We start from the raw sequence: 20,524 nt of genomic DNA on the forward strand, positions 1-20,524 counted from the left end.
AGATCATCATGGTTAAACGAAAAATGACAGCTGCAGAGGCAATCGCGGAGTACCTAGTTCGTAAAGGTGTTGAACATATTTACGGTGTTCCGGGAGCGGCAATTCTTCCATTATATGATGCTATTCGTAATAACACTACTATTGAATCTTATGTCGTTCGCCATGAGCAAACAGGAGCATTTATGGCTGATGGTTACTCAAGAGCAACAGGGAAAGTGGGAGTTTGCGCAGCAACATCCGGTCCTGGCGGAACAAACTTCCTAACTGGTTTATATGGCGCCTATATGGATTCTATTCCAATGATCGCATTTACTGGGCAACAAAGTTCGAGACTACTAGGAACCATGCAGTTCCAAGAAGCACCAATCTGTGAAATGGCAAAACCTGTGTGTAAAGCTGTATATCAACTGCTTGATGGAAAAGATGCTGCAAGAATGATCCACGAAGCTTGGACAACTGCTACAACTGGAAGAAAGGGTCCTGTTTTAATTGACCTTCCTATCAATACACAAAAAGAATTAGTAGAAGTTGATTGGGATGAATTTGTAGATGAGCCGGAAGTTCTGCCACATGCTTCTGAACAAGAAATTGCTGAAGTATTAACCTATTTAAAGGATGCTAAAAAACCAGTTCTTGTTTCTGGCGGCGGTGTAAACCTTGCAAACGCTACTGAAGAATTGAAAGATTTAGCTGAAACCTTACAAATTCCTGTAGTTACGACTGGTATGGGAATGGATACTTTCCCTAACGATCATCCATTATTTGCAGGTCGTATGGGAACCATGCTTGATACACCATATGGTAACATGACCATTCTTGAATCCGATTTGATCATTAACTTGGGCGGCCGTTTTGCAGACCGCAGCACAGGTGCAGTCGACATTTTCAAACGTGATGCCAAAATCATTCATATTAACCTTGATAAAAAAGAGATTGGTAAAACCGTAAAAACGGAACTAGGAATAATGGCAGATGTTAAATCCTTTATGGCGGACTTAGCAAAAGCTTATAGAGAATTAGGGGCAGGAGTTGCTGCCGCTGCAGAAGCCGGTGTTCAAAAGCTTGATTTAACAGAAGAAAGAAAGAAATATGCACGGAAGCAAGACTACGATACTCTTCCAATCCGTCCAGAACGTGCTCTTAAAGAATTACGTGAATTCTTAGATCGCGATGCCTTTATTTCTCATGACTGTGGGATCAGCCAAATTTGGTCTTGCCAATTATTTGAAACTTATGTTCCTCGAACCTATTTATTAACAGGAGGAGCAGGAACGATGGGCTGGGGATTAGGAGCTGCAATGGCTGCCAAGCTGGCATTTCCTGAGCGTCAAGCGGTAAATTTCCTTGGAGACGGAAGCTTGGGTATGTCATTACAAGATATTGCTACTGCCGCTAAACATGATATTCCTGTCATCATTTTCGTATTAAACAATTCATTGCTCGGACTAATCCGGCAACAACAGAACTGGTTTTATAACGAAAGAACCATTTCTACAGATCTTATTTACAAAAATGAGCTTTGTGACAATGAAGAGCGTGGAATTGACTTTGTTAAGACTGCGGAAGGTATGGGTGTCCGCGGTGAGCTTGTCCTTCACTATGATCAAATTAAACCAGCATTGCAGCGTGCAGTAGAGAGCGGAAAACCATATTTAATTGAAGTAGTTGTTGATCCAACTGCCGTTTGTGAATTCTCAAATAATGGATCGTTAACAGGTTTTAAATATTCAAAGTAATCATTCTACTAAAAATATTTACCGGGAAAAAAGGACACATAGGTCCCTTTTTCCCGTACTGAAAGGGGGAAATCCGGATTTATTCCGGAGGTATTTATGAAAACAGATCTTCAACATTTCATGCAGGTCGGCATTGTACACTTTATGGCATTTCCTGAGGCCATGAAAGGTGATGGTCCGATTTCGGAAACAGTGAAAAAAATTGTTACCGATGATTTTTTCTCAGGGATTGAAGTGACAAGAGTTAATGATCCGGCAGAAAGAAGCAAAGTTGCTTCTATTTTGGAATCAGGCAGAATGACAATCGGCTTCGGCGCCCAGCCCATTCTTTTAAGCAACAAAGGAGATTTGAACTCGTTCGACCCTGAAAAACGCCAAACGGCTATTAACTTGGTTAAAGGAGCCATCGACCAGGCTTATGAATTAAACGCAGCAAAGCTAGGCTTTTTAAGCGGTCCAAAACCTGAAAAGGATGAGGACAGAGCCCTTCAATTGCTTACGGATTCGATTATCGAACTTTCCCAATATGCAAGAAGTAAAGGAAATCTTGTTCTTTCATTAGAAACATTTGATGACGAAACCGATAAAAAATGCCTAATCGGCTCCAATCGATTAGCGGTTGAAGTAGCAAAAGAAGTAAGGGTGGTTGACCCTACATTTGGTTTAATGCTGGATTTAAGCCATCTGCCAATGCAAAGAGAAACCTCAAGGGATGCCTTGATGATTGCAAGGGATTATATCAATCATGCCCATATCGGTAACTGCTACATCAAAGATAAAAATGATCCTGCCTATGGCGACCAGCATCCGCGCTTTGGTTATCCTGGAAGTGAGAATGATGTGAAGGAATTAACTGAGTACTTAAGAGTTTTATTAGAAATTGGTTATATCGGAGAAGGTTCCAGAAATGTGGTTGCTTTTGAAGTAAAACCGGTTGGAAATGAATCCTCAGATGTTGTGATTGCACAATCTAAGAGAACATTAGTTGAAGCATGGGCTCGTTTATAAACGAGTAGGGACAGTGAATCATGCATTGAATCAAACTGGGTGAGGGAAATCATTCTACCTATACTCATGAGGAATTGTTGATTTATGCTCCGGGCGCGAGCGGTTCGCGGGAGTCTTCGCGCCTTCCGCTCCAATCAACAGTGTTAAAAATCAACTATATTCTTTAAAACAGCTATTCTTTAAAGGAGTGTTCTAAATGAGAACAATTATTCAAAACGGTACGGTTGTTACAGCTGGAGGCGTATTCAAAGCGGATGTAGAAATTCAAGGAACCACGATTACTTCGATTGCACAAAAAATTAAACCTGAAATCGGAGACCGTCTTATCGATGCTAGTCATCAATACGTATTGCCAGGTGGAATAGATGTTCACACCCATCTGGCTTGGCCGTTTCAGAGTACAGGTACGGCGGATGATTTTGTAAGCGGTACCAAAGCGGCAGCAGTTGGTGGAATTACCAGTATTATTAACTTTACGAATCCAAAAAGAGGGGCTTCTTTAATTGATACACAGAAGGAGTGGATTGAAAAAGGGAAATTATCTGCTATTGATTATGGGCTTCATGCGATTATTAATGAATACAGTGATAGAGTCCTAGAGGAATTGCCCATTTTAGCCGAAGAATACGGCGTTAGTTCTATTAAACTGTTTATGGCTTACAAGGGAGAATTGATGGTTAATGACCTTGAAATGTATAAGATTATGAAAAAAGCTGGGGAACTTGGAGTGATTACCAATGTTCACGCAGAAAATGGTGATGTGATTGATGAACTTGTCAAACAGGCCATCGCTGAAGGAAAAACAGACCCGATCTATCATGGATATACCCGCCCGACAATCATGGAGGCCGAAGCTACTGGCAGAGCGCTAGCGATTGCCGAGGCAGCTGATGCCCCTGTTTATATCGTCCATGTCAGCTGTGCAGACGCTTTACAAAAAGTGAACGAAGCGAAGAAACGTGGAGTGAAGGCCTTTGCAGAAACGTGTCCGCATTATTTGGTTCTTGATATTAGTTATTTAGATCTTCCCGACTTTGAGGGTGGTAAATACGTTTGCTCACCTCCACTAAGAGAAAAATGGAATCAGGATGTTTTATGGAATGGTATTCGTAACGGCCTTATTTCTGTGGTGGGGTCGGATCATTGTCCTTTCCAATTTGAAGGCCAAAAAACCCTTGGTAAGGATGATTTCTCTAAGATTCCAAATGGCATGCCAGGTCTTGAAGATATCTTCCCGTTGTTGTATCACTTTGGTGTCCATGAAGGACGAATTTCCCTGCAGAAATTTGTTGAGGCCATCAGTACTGCCCCTGCCGAGCTGTTTGGTCTTTCGAAAAAAGGTTCGATTTCCGTCGGCAAGGATGGAGACATCGTCATTTTGGATCCGAACCGTTCAAGAGTGATTAGTGCAGAAACCCAATACCAGAATCTTGACTACAACGCTTATGAAGGCATGGAAGTTCAAGGGGTGATTACTCATGTTTTATCCCGGGGTGAGATTATTGTAAAGGACGGTCACTTTATTGGGGAACTGGGTCGCGGGAAGTATATACTTCGTGACAGATTACAAAAAACCCCCAGCTTGAATCAGCAAAAGGAAATGCAAGTTTAAAAGCAGAAAACAAATAAAAAGGAGATGAAAATACCATGCCATCAATGCCAGAAGCTTCCATTATGGAAAAAACAGAGGTTCAATTTGATACGAATATAGATGAATCCTTGAAACCCACTTCCCTTGAGCATAGGGAATTAAGTCCAGTAAAATTTATGTTTATGTGGCTCGGTGAAGGCGTTAATATGGGAAATATAACGATTGGCTCAAGTTTGTTTGTCGCAGGAGTGGCCACGCTTAACTTTGCCCAAACCCTTGTTGCAACGATTATTGCCCTCGCCATTATCACCACTCTTTTTGTTTTAAATGGAAGACTTGCATACAATACCGGAATTCCTTATGTAGTCCATCTTAGAATGTCTTTCGGTATGAAAGGTGGTATTATCTCCTCCCTTTTGCGCGGAATCCCAGCCATCGTTTGGTACGGCTTCCAAAGCTGGATCGGTGCTACGGCCTTGAATGAAATTGTTAAGGTTTTTTCTAGTGGTACCTTTGATAATATTTTTATTAGTTTCTTAGTCCTGCAGGGCGTGCAAATTTTTCTTTCGATGTTTGGTTTCCATGCTATTAAATGGGTACAAATGGTGACAGGTACGGTTATTATGTTAGCGCTGGCTTATGTTTTTGTCATTCTTATGAAATCCCATAGTGACGTTATGGCTCAGAATTGGGTTCATGTAAAAGGTTCTTGGGGTGTGCCGTTCGTGGCGTCCATCATGGTGATGCTCGGAAACTATGCTGCTCTCTTCTTAAGTGCAGCTGACTATTCAAGAGAGTTGAAATCAGGTATGAGTAAGACAAAACAAAGTTTTGTATATCTTATTCCTCTAATCTTTTCGTACGGCTTTGCCATGATTGTTGGCGCAATGCTCTCTTCCGCAACAGGAATTATTAATCCCGTTAAGGCGTTTGCGGTTGTGGTCGATAATCCTTATATTACTGTTTTTGTCTCATCATTTATTATATTGTCTGCCATTGGAGTAAACTTGGTTGCCAATATTATTTCTCCAGCCTACGTTATTACATTGCTTACAAAAGTAAATTATAAAGTCGCTGTTATTATAACAGGACTGCTTGCGATTTGCGCATTCCCTTGGGTTCTTGTTCAGGATTCATCGGCAAAGGGTCTGGGTTTGTTTATTAGTATCTATTCCGCATTTTTAGGCCCGATTCTTTCCATATTGTTAGTTGATTATTTCATTTTTAGAAAGCAAAAAATAAATGTGGCAGATTTGTATAAAGAAGATGGTCCATTCTCTGGAATTAACCCAAGCGCGGTACTAGCCATGCTCATTGGCGCAGGTGCAGCTTTTATCAAAGTGGATCTAGCATGGATTGTTGGCCTTGTTGTGGGCGGTATCGCCTATTTTCTTCTAACAAAATATGCCTTTAAAAATTCATTGTTTAAAAAGGGTACTATATTGGAAACAACCTCAGTAAGATATGAAATTGTAAAAAATGTAAATAGTCAAAATACCCAACAATAAATGGTTAGTGGAAATCTTTTCTTCATTTTATTTTATAATTTAAATTCTGAATATTTTGTCTAATCTATTTATTAAAGGAGTATTCACAATGGAGAAAACGGCAAAAGAAGCCTCATCAACCAAAAGGTTTTTTAAGTTGGATGAGATCATTCAATTTGATCAAAATCAGGGGAAAAAGAACATATTCTATGAAACTGAAAAAACTGCCGGTGCGGTTTGGTGTTTAGAACCAGGTCAGGAAATTTATAAGCATTCCCATACCACTTCAGATGACCTTTGGATTGTTGTTGAGGGGACAGGGACTTTTTATCCAGGAAATGGTGAAGAGGTAGAAATTGGGAAAGGTGATATCATCATTAATTATCCTGGCCAGCAACATGGTATGTGCAATACAAGCAATGAGCGATTCGTTGTTATTGGGGTTGCCGGACCGCTTCCAATGGATTTAATTCTACACGACACAAAATAATAATGGAAAGGGGCTGATTCATAGAATAGAATCAGCTTCTTTTTTTAACACAGAGAAACCGCCCTTAAGGTAAGGACGGTTTTTATATGACCATATTGGCAAACAGCAAAAATGCCCGAAGTCTGCTTTTGGTTTATGCTCTGCCGGAAGAACCGAATACGCGCATTTTGGCGATTACCGTTTCTCTGATGGCATCGCGAGCTGGTCCTAAATATTTACGTGGATCGTATTCATTTGGTTTTGCTGCCAATACTTCACGAATCACTTTCGCAGATGCGATTCGGTTTTCGGTATTAACGTTGATTTTAGCCGTACCAAGAGAAATAGATTTTTCGATATCTCTTGTTGGAATACCAGTACCGCCGTGAAGAACTAAAGGTACACCAGTTAGGTTGCTGATATCCTCCATTTCTTTGAATCCAAGATTTGGTTTGCCTTTATATGGGCCATGAACGGAACCTAATGCAGGTGCAAGACAGTCGATCCCTGTACGTTTTACAAGTTCAACACACTCTTGAGTGTCAGCATAAAGGATGCTTCCAGAAACATCATCCTCTTGTCCTCCGACTGTTCCTAATTCCGCTTCCACAGAAACTCCTTTTTCGTGAGCGTATTCTACTATTTTCGAAGTGGCCGCTACATTCTGTTCGAACGGGTGGTGGGAAGCGTCAATCATAACAGAAGTGAAGCCTGCATCGATCGCTTCTTTACATTTTTCAAAGCTTGAACCGTGGTCAAGGTGAATCGCCACTGGAACTGTTATATTTAAATCTTCCATTAGGCCCTCTACCATTTTAACAACGGTTTTGAAGCTGGACATATAACAGGCGGCCCCTTCAGTCACACCAAGGATAACGGGTGATTTTTCCGCTTCTGCAGCTTGAAGGATTGCTTGGGTAAACTCCAGGTTATTAAGGTTAAATTGCCCAACCGCGTAGCCTTCCGCCTTCGCTTTGTTAAGCATCTCTGTCATGGAAACTAAAGGCACTTCTATTCCTCCTAAAATAATCCTCTTATACAATGATTTCCGTTTTGATATTCTTTCGGGCAACTCCCGTTTTGATAGCGGCTTCTGCTACCGCCTTCGTTACGGCATTTGCGACTCTTTTATCAAACGGATGAGGAATTACATAGTTGCGTGTGAGCTCTTCAGGCTCGATTAAATTAGCAATTGCGTACACAGCAGCCAATTTCATTTCTTCATTGATATCAGAAGCATAAACCTGCAGCGCGCCTTTAAAGATACCAGGGAAAGCTAGTACATTGTTAACCTGGTTCGGCAGATCAGATCTTCCAGTCCCTACTACTGCCGCACCGGCATTAAGTGCCTCATCTGGCATGATTTCAGGTACCGGGTTTGCCATTGCAAAAATAATCGAGTCTTTGTTCATAGACATAATCATTTCTTGGGTCAGCGCTCCAGCCACAGATACGCCAATAAACACGTCTGTTCCTTTGATTACTTCAAATAAAGGGCCTTGAACATTTCCTTTATTAGTCACCTCTGCAATGGAATCTTTCATGGCGTTCATTCCATCCTTGCGTCCCTTATAAATGGCACCCTTTGTGTCACACAAGATAATATCATATACACCCATACTGATAAGTAGTTTTGTAATGGCAATCCCTGCTGCACCTGCGCCATTGACCACGACCTTTATATCCTCAAGGCGTTTGCCGACAACCTTTAGCGCGTTAATCAGACCGGCTGCTGTGACAATTGCCGTCCCATGCTGATCATCATGAAAAACCGGGATTCCCATTTCTTTCTTTAGTCTTTCTTCAATAATGAAACAATTCGGTGCTGAAATATCCTCCAAATTGATTCCTCCAAATGTTGGTTCTAACAATTTTACAGTTTGAATGATCTGTTCCGCATCATTCGTATTCAAGCAGATAGGGAAGGCATCCACATCAGCAAAAGCCTTAAATAACGCAGCTTTTCCTTCCATAACTGGCATTGCTGCACCTGGCCCAATATTTCCAAGGCCTAAAACAGCAGATCCGTCGGATACGACTGCAACAAGATTTCCTTTTATGGTATAGTCATAAATTTTTTCAGGGTTTTGATGAATTTCTTTGCAAGGCTCTGCTACTCCTGGAGAATAGACCAAACTTAAATCATTTGTATTTTCTACCGTAACCTTAACACCAACATTTAATTTTCCCTGTGACTGTTTGTGCAGTTCCAGCGACATATCCTTCAAATTTCTCATAGCTTTTAACGTCTCCATTCATTTTTTTTTAAGAGAATCACAATTGTATAAACTGTAAGTCTCCGAATCTATATTAAAAGTATTGTGGGGCTTATGTTGTTTGTTATTAAGCAACATCGTTTCATTTTTGATATAAAAAGCATACCATGATTATCTATATTATTTCAATAATTTTCAAAAAATTTTTCATCTTTTGGACCATGGGATGCAGCAGGCGTATTCACCTCTGATATTAACTGGGCTTTCCGATTCTTTGAAGCTCTAGAAACCGGCGGGGTATGGATCAATGAAATCTCGACAGTCGTACAGGATAATTATCCATATGGCGGCAAGATCAGCTGGATTGGTCTGGAAGGAGTTGCATCTGCCATTACAGAAATGACGGATATTAAATTTATGGGGATTAAGCAGACTTGACGACCAGGGGGACGGTTCTTGCGGCTTTTTAGAGCCATGAGAACCGTCCCTGTGGTTTTCTCAAACAGAGTAACTCAGATAATTAAACAAGATAATATAGTTATAAAGGATTTATATTATAATTGTTCTGAATATTATAAAATATGGAGGGGAACTATGAAAATTTCTAAGGAATGGGTTTCAGAAGATAGTGATTATATTAGAAAAAAGGTAATTGAATATAACCTTTCGATACTACCTGATGAAGTAAAACAAAAATCAATAAATGTTAGCCATATACTTAGAAATGATGATGGAAAAATAGTTGGGGGGATTACTGGAACGATATTCTGGTACCATTTACACATTGATTATCTATGGGTCGATAATTCATTAAGAGGTAAAGGTTATGGTAAAGAGTTATTAAATCATATTGAAAAAACGGCAAGAGAAAATAATTGCAGACTAATACTATTAGATTCTTTTAGCTTCCAGGCACCAGACTTCTATCAAAAGTTGGGATTTAAGGTTGTTGGGATAGTAGAAGATCACCCAAAAGGATATAAACAGTATTATTTAGAAAAGAAATTGTTTTAACAGCTAAACATTAATTTTATTAAGAAACTTATTCAACGAGTGCGTTAGTTCAATAAGAAGGATTAAAAAAAAAGCCTGTATCATGTTTACTTGGTAATCAATGATACAGGCTTTTATCTTTCGGAATTTAATTGTCCTTATATATAAATTTATTCTCATACCAGTATTGTTTAAACAGTCGGAATAATCAAGGAAAAGCATGTGTTGAGCAAGGCTTTCATTCTAATAGCCTATACGATTCCTGTCCATTATAACTTTTTCACAAATTCAGATTTTAATTTCATAGCTCCAAAACCATCAATCTTACAATCAATATCATGATCTCCGTCAACTAAACGGATATTTTTAACCTTTGTACCTACTTTTAAGACTGAAGAACTCCCTTTAACTTTAAGGTCTTTGATTACTGTTACAGTATCACCATCGGTTAAGACATTTCCATTTGCATCCTTGAAAATCCTTTTATCGTCAATATTTTCGGTTTTTGAATCCAAGGTCCACTCATAAGCACATTCTGGGCAAACATAAAGAATTCCATCTTCATAAGTATATGTTGAATTACATTTTGGGCAATTTGGTAAATTTGACATAATTGCATTTCCTCCGTTCATCTAATCCTTTTTATTACTATTTATTATCTTTCTATCTCCACTTATATTTGGATTGTTTTCCAAGGAATCTACCGTATGCTTGTAGGTATATGCTTTGGAAGTTGTTATAACACTTAAGAATAGCACAATTAAAACAATCAAAACCCCAACAATAATAAAACCCATTATCATTTTATTCACCTGACTTCATTCATTATTAGCAAAACGATTATTATAGCTGGTCATGTTGCACAGAAACACTTCACCATATAAACTATTTGTATATCTGATTATTTGAATATAGCATAATATGAATCTATACCTGATTTTATATTAAGTCAAAGGTTTTTTGATAAAGTGCTTTGAAAGTTTATTCATACGATTTATACAATATATTATAAATAACAGCATCAACCCATTTTGAACTCTTAGAAAAAAAGGATATAAAATTTATTGAAAATGTGGGGTAAAAATGAGTATTGAAATGACGAAAGATGAAATAATTAATTACGGTTTAAAAATATTTGAAGAAATTGGAGCAAATGAAATTTGTAGGGTCTGTATCAATAGTGGAAATTCCTGTTGCTTTGGATGCGAATTTATAGAAGACCAAGTTGGCTGTCAAAAAAGAAATACCGCATGTACTGCTTGGCTATGTGGTGTGCAACGATATTATTTTAATGACATAGGACTATTAGAGGAGTGGAATGATTTTTGGAAACAGGTTCCAGGTAGGCTTTATAGGGCAGACCGAACTCCCGAAGTGATTACAGTGGACAGGTTACCAAAAAGTGATCATTTTAGTAAAAATACAGGAAAAAATGTAGTAAAAGAATTAGAAATTTTTATAGCAGGTGGAGGTAGTATTGATAAATTAGAAAGAAAGTTAAGCCTTGATTTGGAATTTGGTAACCTTTATTTAAAATAAACTGCTGCCTTTGAAGGGCCATGGGAAGGGCCATGGGGACGGTTCTTGTGGCTCAAAAAAGCCACAAGAACCGTCCCCATGGTTTCCCTATCAATGCAGAAAAATCCTCTCAGTAGGCAGTTTGATTTCCACGACTGTATTTTCTTTTTCGCTTTTAAAATTCATTTCCCCTTGAAAGTCGCTGGCGACTATTCCTTGCAAAATAGATAATCCAAGGCTATCGACCTTTGTGATATCAAAGTTTTCTGGGAATCCACGCCCATTATCACGAACGGATAAGAAAATATAATCGTCAAACCGTTTACACTGAATATCAATCAAACCTGATTCCATATCTTTAAACGCATGCTTAAAGCAATTCATGACTAACTCATTAATCATCAGCGCAATAGATGTGGCTTTATTATACGGGATGAGTATATCATCCAAATCTAAATGGATCTCGACTTTTGGCTGATCATTAATGAGGCCGATAATCGCTTCGATGATTTGTTTCACGTTAATAATACTTCTTCCTAATTTGTCTTTCGAAAGAAGATTATGGACGGAAGCAATACTTTTGATTCGATTAATAATACTATCCAATAAATCATCGATGGATTGATCAGGGGTATTTTTTACAAACATTTTTTGTAATGATATCAAGCTTACAACCGATTGAAGATTATTTTTGATCCGATGATGACTTTCTTGTAATAACGCCGATTTCCCCAATAACCTTGTATCTTCAATCGCAATGGCAGCATGAAGCGCTAACGCTGATAAATGTTTGGACTCCTCTTTCGAATGAACATAAAAGTTTTCGTAAGATAATTGAATGATTCCTGTGACTTGAGATCGAATAAACACAGGAACACAGATAATCGTTTTTACGTTATCGATCTTTTCAAACAAGGAGTTGAATTCGCGATCATTTTGATTGGCATAAAAGATGTCTTTCCCTTTCGCGATTAATAAAATCGCTTCTTTTGTCAATTGGGCTTTTATATTTTTATTATTGTTGAATTCAAAATCATCAATCGTACTCCAGGTGGACTCATCGATTAATTTAATGGAGCACCCATCCGCATTCATGACACGAGTGGCTTCTTTCGCTAACAGTAATAGTACATCTTTTAGCTCGTATTCTGATGTCAGAAATTCTGCCGCTTTAAAAACAGCATCAAGAACATTTTTTGTATCATCATCCACATTAAACTGATCGTTCTCTTTAAAATTGTAATCTTCAATCTTTCTTAACAAACTTTGCGGGTCACTTTTGGCTTTGTCAGCGGGCATTTCATCCGTAATGGTTCCCTTGGATAGAATCGAGATTCGATCCGCAAGCTTTAAGGCATCTTCCCATTGCTTCGTGATATAAATAATGCTTTTACCTTCTTCTTTAAATTGCTTCATGGTATTGTATAGCTTTGTTGCATTTTCAGCTGACAGTCCTTCCATCGGTTCGTGCATGATAATGACTTCGGGGTATTGTAAGAAAATGCGGGTGATATAGACAAGTCGTCTGGCTTCATCCGATAATTTTCGTACTTTAGTTCGATAATCGATTGGGAAGTCTAATTTTTCTAAATATATTTTGGACTTACTCTTAATTTTGCGCCAATCGATAAACGGAAGAAATCTCATGGTGGGTATATTTCCTAAATTGAGATTTTCCGCAACGGAGAAGTTGTTAATCAATGACGGCTTTTGATGTAAAATGGCAATTTTATTTTTATTGTATTTACTTTTTTTAAGACTTTGATCCTTAAATCTTAATTCTCCCTGCGCATTTGGATGATCTAGTAAATTCTTGATGGATTCGATCAAAACCTTTTGTTCAGAGCTGTTTTTGACAATGATTGCATGAATTTCTGAATATCTTAAATTTAAATTTATATTTTTTATATGTCCATCAGGAGTATTATTTGTAAGATTTCTACATTCAAATATAAACTTCGACAAAATCCTGCCTCCACCTTTTATTTAGTTCTATAGATAATATTAAATCATCTTCCTCTGAAGTTTGTGAAATTTCTGCAATCAAAGTATAGATTTTTTAAAAAACGATGTTACTATAAATAGTATATGTGAATTGGGTAACGCTTTCATTTAAAAGTTAAAGTAAAGATCAAATGGATGGTGATGATCTATGAAAAAATCATTACGGATTTTACTTGCTGAGGATGAATTTTTAGTTTTAATGGGGATTAAGTCCTACGTTGAAAAGCTGGGCCATGAGGTAGTAGGGACCGCTACAGACGGGTTGAGGGCAGTAGAATTAGCGCTAGAGACAAAGCCGGATCTCGTGATTATGGATATTAATATGCCAAATCTCGATGGGATCGATGCGATTAAAAAAATCAATGAAACCCTCTTTATCCCCAGCATTATTGTCAGCGGCTATCATGATGAAAAACTAATTAATCGGGCAACGGAAGAAGGAGTCCTCTATTATTTACTAAAGCCTATCGATATTGGAGATTTAAAGATTGCTATCAATATTAGTTTATCCAGATTTGAAGAATTTAAGAAATTACAGGATGAGCTAGACAGTACGAAGAATGCATTGGAAGCACGCAAACATATCGAAAAAGCAAAAGGAATTTTAATGGAGAGAATGAATTTAAAAGAAGCAGACGCGATGAAACGACTGCAGCAAATGAGCAGGGACAAAAATAAAAAATTAGTCGTGATTGCGAAAGAACTGATTGAAGCAGATGCTTTATTTCATTCTTAAACAATTATCATAAAATGTCGAGTATTCGAAAAATTTGCACTTGACTCTTATAATCTGTGAAACTATAATGAACATATAGTTAAGAGGTTGTAATCTTTCATTCGAATTCTATACTCATGTGTGGTATAGAAAAACAATATTTCAAAATTTAATACTTTAAATTTTATGCTTACGGCTGGTATAAAATTTATGATGGCTATGGGTGCCTTATATACGCAATTTTTATGTTTTTTTAAACATAAAGACTTGCGTATATAAGGCATTTTTTATTTTTCATGCATATGAAAACGTGTACAAGAGATTAATGACCTTTGAAAGGGGTGATATTCAACATCAAATCGATATTCAATGGTATTTTTATGAAGAATAAGGGGGAGGGGAAAAATTCATAGGATCAATCGTTTCCATCCATTACGATTATCATGTGAATTTTGGAAAACGCTTTATATTCTTCTTAAAATAACAAAGGTTTTTATAATAAAAATTATGGGGTGAATAACAAAATGAAAAAACTGTCAAAACAAATGTTTGCACTTTTACTAGCATGCATCATGCTAATCGCGGCCGGCTGTTCAAATCAAAGCAGTGCTGCAGGAGACAAAAAAGCAAAAACAATCAAGATCGGTATGTCCTTCCAAGAAATGAATAATCCTTACTTTATTTCCATGAAAGAAGCGTTGGAAGATGCAGCAAAGGAAATTGGGGCAGAAGTCGTGATTGCAGATGCGCAGCATGACGTCTCCAAACAAATCAATGATATTGACGATATGCTTCAAAAGAAAATCGACATTTTATTAATTAATCCAACTGATAGTAAGGGTGTAGAATCAGCGGTTGTGGCAGCTAAAAAAGCGGGTGTGATTGTAGTAGCGGTTGACGCACAGGCGTCAGGTCCAATCGACTCCTTTGTTGGATCTAAAAACTATGATGCTGGTTATTTAGCAGGTAAAAAGATGGCGGAAGATTTAGGCGGGAAAGGTAAAGTTGCAATTCTAGATGGTATTCCGGTAGTACCTATCCTTGAACGTGTAAAAGGCTTTAAAGCAGCAATGGCTGAGAATCCTGGCATTCAAATCGTAAACACTCAAAACGGTAAACAAGACAGAGCAGAAGCCATGAAAGTCACAGAAAATATGTTACAAGCGAATCCAGATTTAAATGCACTATTCAGTGTAAATGATGAAGGTGCTCTAGGTTCATTAGGTGCAATCGAAGCATCTGGCAAAAATGTAGGGATTTATAGCGTTGATGGTCATCCAGAAGCCATTAAAGCCATTTTAAAAGGCGGCGCCTTTAAAGCCACTACAGCACAATATCCAAGAGATCAGGTGAGAATTGGTCTTGGTATGGCATTATCTAAGCTTTGGGGAGCAAAAGTAGTACCGAAAGAAGTCCCAATTGATGTTAAATTACAAACAAAAGATAACGCAAAAGGCTTCAGCTGGTAATCGTCACAATCAGGCGGGCGTTGACATGATGGAAAACGCCCGCCCGCTTTAAAAAATGTAAGAGGGGAAGGTGATTACGATGGATAAAGTATTAGAAATTGTGAATATAACGAAGGAATTTCCCGGAGTTAAAGCCCTAAAAGGCGTCAGTTTCGATATTAGACGCGGTGAGGTTCACGCGTTAGTTGGAGAAAATGGAGCGGGAAAGTCGACACTCATGAAAATTCTTTCCGGTGTTTATACACCGACAACAGGTGAAATTCGTTTAGATGGCAAGGAAGTCATATTCCAAGATCCTAAGCAAGCACAACAATTAGGAGTCAGTATTATTCATCAAGAGTTCAGTTTAATTCCCTATTTGAGCGGTGTTGATAATATTTTCTTGGGTCGAGAGAAAAGGAAATCAAATGGATTATTAGACAGAAGAAAGATGAGAAAAGAAGCAGAAGAAGTCATGAAAAGGTTAAATGCGGATATAGACCTGAACAAGCCTGTCGCACATTTGAGTGTGGCAAACCAGCAATTTATTGAAATTGCCAAAGCCATTGCCATTGATACAAAGGTATTAATTTTTGACGAACCGACGGCCAGTTTAACTGGAAAAGAAATTGATAAATTATTTGAGTTAATTGAGAAATTGAAAGCTGATGGTGTAACCATTATATATATATCGCATCATTTGGACGAAATCCTCAAAATGTGTGACCGAATGACGTGTTTACGGGATGGGGAATGGGTCGGCACAAGAGAAATAAAGAACGTTACCAAGCAGGATATTGTAAAAATGATGGTTGGCCGTGAAATTGTCAATGCGTTTCCTGAAAAGCCATCTCAAGTAGGCAAGGAAGAAATGCTGTTGGAAGTGAAAAAGTTAAGTAATAAAAGTATTGCAGATATACAGTTTTCTTTGAAAAAGGGTGAAATTATCGGAATTGCCGGTCTTGTCGGATCCGGCAGAACAGAGACGGTAAGAGCGCTAATCGGCGCTGACCCTGCAAAGGAGAAGGAAGTATATATCAACCAGAAAAAGGTCGATATTAAAAACCCTACTGATGCCTTGGCACATGGGATCGCCCTCATTCCAGAGAGCCGAAAGACTCAAGGTCTCGTCCTCAATATGACGATAAAAAATAATATCAGTTTACCTATTTTAAAAGAACTAACGGGCTTTTTGGGAGTCATTAACAAGGAAAAAGAAGATTCCCTCATTGATCAATCGATTAAAGATTTATTAATCAAAACACCAAGCAGCAAGCAAATGGTTAAAAATTTAAGCGGCGGGAATCAACAAAAGGTCGTATTAGCAAAATGGCTGAATACGGACTGTAAAGTGTTAATCTTTGATGAACCTACCCGTGGAATTGACATTGGGGCGAAGGAAGAGATTTATAAATTAATGAGAAGCCTGGCAGATAAAGGGCTATCGATTATTATGATTTCTTCCGAATTACCGGAGATTTTAGGGATGAGTGATCGCGTGCTCGTTATGCACAAAGGAAAAATAAAGGCAGAAATCGATGGAAGAAAAGCTGATTCTGAAAAAGTAATGTATTATGCAACGGGTGGTGTTAGTAAATGAATGATGTAAATGTCCAGAAATTATCGTATCAAACAAAAGCATTTAGCGTGAAAGAAACGTTTAAAACGCCTGAAATGTTAACCTTACTGGGATTTCTTGTTCTATGTGCCTTCTTTAGTTTTTCTACGGCACAGTTTTTAACGACGGAAAATGTTTCAAATATTATTAGGCAGGTTTCCATTAACGGAATTTTAGCCGTTGGAATGACCTTCGTTATCTTAACAGGCGGTATCGATTTATCCGTCGGTTCGGTGATGGCGTTCACCGGTACGATTATGGTGGGCCTGATGATCAACATGGGAATGCCGCCGATCGCCGCTGTTTTACTTGGAATCGTTTTAGGTGCGGTGCTTGGTTACATTAATGGTTTATTTATTGCCCATGCCAGAATACCAGCCATCATTGTTACCTTAGCGATGATGGAGGTTGCCCGAGGCGCTGCGCTGCTTTATACAGGCGGGTATCCATTATCTGGTGTATCAAAATCCTATGCTTTTATCGGAAGAGGAAATTTGTTTGGTGTTATTCCAATGCCTGCGGTGATCATGATTCTAGTCTTTATCGCTGCTTATATCATCTTAAATCATTTACCAATCGGCCGATATATTTATGCAATCGGCGGTAATGAAGAAGCGGTTCGATTATCGGGTGTTAAAGTTAAAAAAATTAAGATCTTTGTTTATTTAGTCAGTGGGATTACAGCTGCCATCAGTGGTTTAATTATGACCTCAAGACTTTCTTCCGGACAGCCGATGGCAGGAGAAGGATATGAATTGGACGCTATTGCTGCCGTTGTATTAGGTGGAACGAGTATTGCCGGCGGCCGCGGACATATTTTTGGAACCATTCTTGGTGCCTTATTATTAGGAGTTTTAAGTAACGGGCTAAACCTAATGGGTGTATCCCCATATGTTCAACGTGTTCTAAAAGGGGCCATTATCGTGGCAGCCATCTATTATAGCAGTTTCCGTCAAAAAGATTAACCAATTTTTTGAAAAATTACCTACAGGGAGATGTTTGAAATGTCAGTAGTACCAGAAACAGTAAAAGCGGTTGAAGCGTCAGCATTACCAAAAACAATGAAAGCTGTTGTAGCACATGGTCCGGAAGATTATCGTGTGGAAGAAGTAGCTGTACCAAAAGCAGGTAAAGAAGAAGTCGTCATTAAAGTAGAAGCTTGCGGAATTTGCGGCAGCGACTTAAAGGCATACCATGGATCGCAAATGTATTGGGGCGGAGAAGATCCTTGGATGAAGGCGCCGGTTATTCCTGGCCATGAATTCTATGGCATTGTCGCTGAATTAGGAGAAGGTTCTGCTGAAAAATATGGGCTGCAGGTGGGGGACCGCGTCACCACTGACCAAATTAACCCATGTGGAAAATGTAAATTCTGTACAACAGGAAAGTACTGGATGTGTGATGTTCATAATATTTATGGATTCCAAAAAGATGTGGCAGAAGGCGGCTGGGCTGAATATATGAAATTTAGCAGCACGGCAAGAATCTATAAAATTACTGATGGTGTAACCGCTGAAGAGGCTGCCCTAGTAGAACCGATGGCATGTGCGGTTCATACCGTTCAAAGAGCAACGATCGAATTTGAAGATGTGGTCGTGCTAGCAGGTGCAGGTACACTCGGATTATGTATGGTCCAGCTCATTGCTTTAAAAACACCGAAGAAATTAATTGTTTTAGATACGAATAAGAAAAGATTAGCAGCAGCTAAAAAGCTTGGTGCGGACCTGGTAATCAACCCACTAGAAGAAGATGCCATCAAAATCGTGAAGGATTTAACAGAAGGGTATGGCTGTGATGTCTATATTGAAGCAACAGGACACCCATCTGGCGTAACACAAGGTTTAGAGATGGTTAGAAGACTCGGCAGATTTATCGAATTTAGTGTATTTGGCAGTGAAGTAACAACCGATTGGAGTGTCATCGGTGACAGGAAGGAACTCGATCTAAGAGGTTCCCACTTAGGTCCATACACATACCCAGTTGCCATCGATTTATTTGAGCGCAATCTATTAACGGCTGAAGGAATCGTTACCCATACTTATAAAGTGGAAGACTTTGCAGAAGCAATGGAAATGGCTCATCATCCAGAAGCCATCAAGGTATTATTAAAGCCCTAATTAGGTAACTAGAATAATAGATTAGCAGCGTGAAGGGTGATATTATGGATTACTTAATTGGTGTTGATATAGGAACGTCAGGTACAAAAGCAGTATTAATTGATCCAAATGGAAAAGTGTTGGCGCATAGTTATAAAGGCTATGAGGTGGAAACACCAAAGCCTTCCTGGGCTCAGCAATGGCCTGAGCCTTGGGAAGAGGCCGTTAATTTTACGATAAAATCAGTCGTTGAAAAATCAAATGTTGATCCTGAACAGATTAAAGGTGTGGCGATCAGCAGCTTGTACGGTGGATCTGGAATCCCAGTAGATCAAGAGATGAAACCATTGGCACCTTGCTTAATTTGGATGGATCGTCGGGCAGAAGACGAGGTAAAGTGGGTTGAGGAAAATATCAACCTTGATGAATTATTTGAGATCACAGGGAACTCCGTCAATTCCTATTTCGGATTTACGAAAATTCTTTGGATGAAAAATAACTTACCGCAGGTTTGGAGCAAAATCCAGTACTTTTTACCGCCCGCCCCTTATATCGTTTACACCTTAACGGGAGAAGTGGCGGTTGATTACTCTTCAGCCGGAAACATCGGCGGCGTTTTTAACTTAAGAGAAAGAAAATGGTCAAAGGAAATGGTCGAAAAATTAGGTATTCCTTTGAGCTTTTTCCCTGAAAGACTCGTAGAATGTACTGAAATTGTTGGAGGAATCACCGAGGAAGCGGCTAAAAAGACAGGCTTAAAAGCAGGAACTCCTGTCATTTGCGGTGGAGTAGATGCTCCAGTTGCTACCATGGGTGCCGGCGCTCTTGCTGAAGGGAACCATGTAGCGATGCTGGGAACCTCCATGTGCTGGGGATTTATTACACAAACACCAAACTTATCTCCTAATCTAGTAAGTATGCCGCACTGTGTAGATTCCAGTGAGATTATCTATACCTTTGGCGGGGCCGCTACTGCGGGTGCGATCTTAAAATGGTTTAGAAATGTGATCGGTACGGAAGAAATAGCCGTTGAAGATAAATTGGGCATCAATGCTTATACCCTATTAGATCTGCAGGCAAAAGATATTCCGGCTGGATCTGAAGGATTATTGGTTCTTCCCTATTTCATGGGGGAAAGAAGCCCGATTTGGGACAGCAGTGCACGCGGTCTCGTGCTGGGCCTAAGTTTAGTTCACACGAAGGGCCATTTATATAAGGCATTCATGGAAGGCGTGGCTTACTCATTGCGTCACAATATGGAAATGGTATTGGGCACGGATGCCGTACTAGATAAAGAACTGATTTTTGTCGGCGGCGGTTCAAAATCGATGAACTGGCCGCAAATTTACGCAGATGTGACGGGTTATCCAGTTCGAATTATTAAAAACGATGTAGAAGCACCGCTGGGAGATGCCGTGTTGGCAGGGATTGCAACCGGGATCATCACAGACCCGAATGTATTAAAAGATTGGCTGGATTTCGAGGAGCCGATTTACCCGAATCCTGAAAATACTAGTGTATATGATCAGTACTATGAGGAATATAAGAATTTGTATGTAAGTACGAAAGATAGTATGAAGCGTATAACAAAGATCAATCAGTAGAATTGGAGAATCTATTAAAAA

At 38.9% G+C, this 20,524-nt stretch carries 18 protein-coding genes and 1 pseudogene; 14 read left to right on the forward strand and 5 right to left on the reverse strand.

The annotated features are described in order from the left end of the window. The first annotated feature begins 8 nt into the window (after positions 1-8). The 5 genes from LC455_RS17270 to LC455_RS17290 all read left to right on the forward strand — a co-directional run bounded on the left by LC455_RS17270 (position 9) and on the right by LC455_RS17290 (position 6,312). The gene (locus LC455_RS17270; RefSeq protein ID WP_223592594.1) at positions 9-1,736 is read left to right on the forward strand and encodes a thiamine pyrophosphate-binding protein; all 1,728 of its coding nucleotides are present in this window, start codon (positions 9-11) and stop codon (positions 1,734-1,736) included. Between the two features lie 96 nt (positions 1,737-1,832). Further along, a complete protein-coding gene (locus LC455_RS17275; protein WP_223592595.1) occupies positions 1,833-2,744 on the forward strand; it encodes a sugar phosphate isomerase/epimerase family protein in 912 nt (303 codons plus the stop codon). A 196-nt stretch (positions 2,745-2,940) separates the two neighbouring features. Continuing rightward, the gene (hydA, locus tag LC455_RS17280) at positions 2,941-4,356 is read left to right on the forward strand and encodes a dihydropyrimidinase (protein ID WP_223592596.1); all 1,416 of its coding nucleotides are present in this window, start codon (positions 2,941-2,943) and stop codon (positions 4,354-4,356) included. Positions 4,357-4,391: 35 nt separating this feature from the next. Then, entirely contained in the window at positions 4,392-5,843 is a 1,452-nt protein-coding gene (locus LC455_RS17285) for an NCS1 family transporter (protein WP_223592597.1), read from the forward strand. A gap of 88 nt (positions 5,844-5,931) precedes the next feature. After that, positions 5,932-6,312, forward strand: coding sequence for a cupin domain-containing protein (locus tag LC455_RS17290; protein WP_223592598.1), 381 nt, complete (start codon positions 5,932-5,934; stop codon positions 6,310-6,312). Positions 6,313-6,445: 133 nt separating this feature from the next. Here LC455_RS17290 and LC455_RS17295 read toward each other — a convergent pair whose 3' ends face one another. After that, positions 6,446-7,300 carry a class II fructose-bisphosphate aldolase gene (locus LC455_RS17295; protein ID WP_223592599.1) on the reverse strand — a complete coding sequence of 285 codons (855 nt, stop codon included), beginning with the start codon at positions 7,298-7,300 and terminating at the stop codon, positions 6,446-6,448. A gap of 25 nt (positions 7,301-7,325) precedes the next feature. Continuing rightward, the gene (locus LC455_RS17300; protein WP_223592600.1) at positions 7,326-8,528 is read right to left on the reverse strand and encodes an NAD(P)-dependent malic enzyme; all 1,203 of its coding nucleotides are present in this window, start codon (positions 8,526-8,528) and stop codon (positions 7,326-7,328) included. A 219-nt stretch (positions 8,529-8,747) separates the two neighbouring features. Between LC455_RS17300 and LC455_RS17305 the strand changes: the two are divergent. Together LC455_RS17305 and LC455_RS17310 are read left to right on the forward strand one after the other, a co-directional pair. After that, a pseudogene (locus LC455_RS17305) lies at positions 8,748-8,945 on the forward strand (aldehyde dehydrogenase family protein); the annotation flags it as partial. 156 nt (positions 8,946-9,101) lie between these two features. Next, the gene (locus tag LC455_RS17310) at positions 9,102-9,521 is read left to right on the forward strand and encodes a GNAT family N-acetyltransferase (RefSeq protein WP_223592747.1); all 420 of its coding nucleotides are present in this window, start codon (positions 9,102-9,104) and stop codon (positions 9,519-9,521) included. A gap of 248 nt (positions 9,522-9,769) precedes the next feature. Here the strand turns inward: LC455_RS17310 and LC455_RS17315 are convergent, their stop codons facing one another. Then, the gene (locus LC455_RS17315; RefSeq protein WP_223592601.1) at positions 9,770-10,111 is read right to left on the reverse strand and encodes a zinc ribbon domain-containing protein YjdM; all 342 of its coding nucleotides are present in this window, start codon (positions 10,109-10,111) and stop codon (positions 9,770-9,772) included. A gap of 21 nt (positions 10,112-10,132) precedes the next feature. Next, positions 10,133-10,297 carry a YtzI protein gene (ytzI, locus tag LC455_RS17320; RefSeq protein ID WP_440446409.1) on the reverse strand — a complete coding sequence of 55 codons (165 nt, stop codon included), beginning with the start codon at positions 10,295-10,297 and terminating at the stop codon, positions 10,133-10,135. 286 nt (positions 10,298-10,583) lie between these two features. Here ytzI and LC455_RS17325 point away from each other — a divergent pair, with 286 nt between their 5' ends. Continuing rightward, the gene (locus LC455_RS17325) at positions 10,584-11,039 is read left to right on the forward strand and encodes a DNA mismatch repair protein (protein ID WP_223592602.1); all 456 of its coding nucleotides are present in this window, start codon (positions 10,584-10,586) and stop codon (positions 11,037-11,039) included. A 90-nt stretch (positions 11,040-11,129) separates the two neighbouring features. Here the strand turns inward: LC455_RS17325 and LC455_RS17330 are convergent, their stop codons facing one another. Further along, on the reverse strand, positions 11,130-12,983 hold the full coding sequence (locus tag LC455_RS17330) for a histidine kinase dimerization/phosphoacceptor domain -containing protein (protein WP_223592604.1): 1,854 nt from the start codon (positions 12,981-12,983) through the stop codon (positions 11,130-11,132). Between the two features lie 187 nt (positions 12,984-13,170). Between LC455_RS17330 and LC455_RS17335 the strand changes: the two genes are divergently transcribed. The 6 genes from LC455_RS17335 (at position 13,171) to LC455_RS17360 (ending at position 20,503) form a co-directional block, all read left to right on the forward strand. Next, on the forward strand, positions 13,171-13,758 hold the full coding sequence (locus tag LC455_RS17335) for an ANTAR domain-containing response regulator (RefSeq protein WP_223592606.1): 588 nt from the start codon (positions 13,171-13,173) through the stop codon (positions 13,756-13,758). Between the two features lie 503 nt (positions 13,759-14,261). Then, a complete protein-coding gene (locus LC455_RS17340; protein ID WP_223592608.1) occupies positions 14,262-15,206 on the forward strand; it encodes an ABC transporter substrate-binding protein in 945 nt (314 codons plus the stop codon). 79 nt (positions 15,207-15,285) lie between these two features. Then, the gene (locus LC455_RS17345; RefSeq protein WP_223592610.1) at positions 15,286-16,785 is read left to right on the forward strand and encodes a sugar ABC transporter ATP-binding protein; all 1,500 of its coding nucleotides are present in this window, start codon (positions 15,286-15,288) and stop codon (positions 16,783-16,785) included. Beyond that, positions 16,782-17,768: an ABC transporter permease gene (locus tag LC455_RS17350; RefSeq protein WP_223592611.1), complete on the forward strand. Its 987-nt coding sequence runs from the start codon at positions 16,782-16,784 to the stop codon at positions 17,766-17,768. The genes LC455_RS17345 and LC455_RS17350 overlap by 4 nt, the downstream gene beginning before the upstream one ends. Before the next feature lie 39 nt (positions 17,769-17,807). Beyond that, complete coding sequence (locus LC455_RS17355; protein WP_223592612.1) at positions 17,808-18,920, forward strand: alcohol dehydrogenase catalytic domain-containing protein; 1,113 nt, start codon at positions 17,808-17,810, stop codon at positions 18,918-18,920. 44 nt (positions 18,921-18,964) lie between these two features. After that, the gene (locus LC455_RS17360) at positions 18,965-20,503 is read left to right on the forward strand and encodes an FGGY-family carbohydrate kinase (RefSeq protein ID WP_223592613.1); all 1,539 of its coding nucleotides are present in this window, start codon (positions 18,965-18,967) and stop codon (positions 20,501-20,503) included. The last annotated feature ends 21 nt before the right edge of the window (positions 20,504-20,524 follow it).

The organism is Neobacillus bataviensis, from assembly GCF_019969725.1.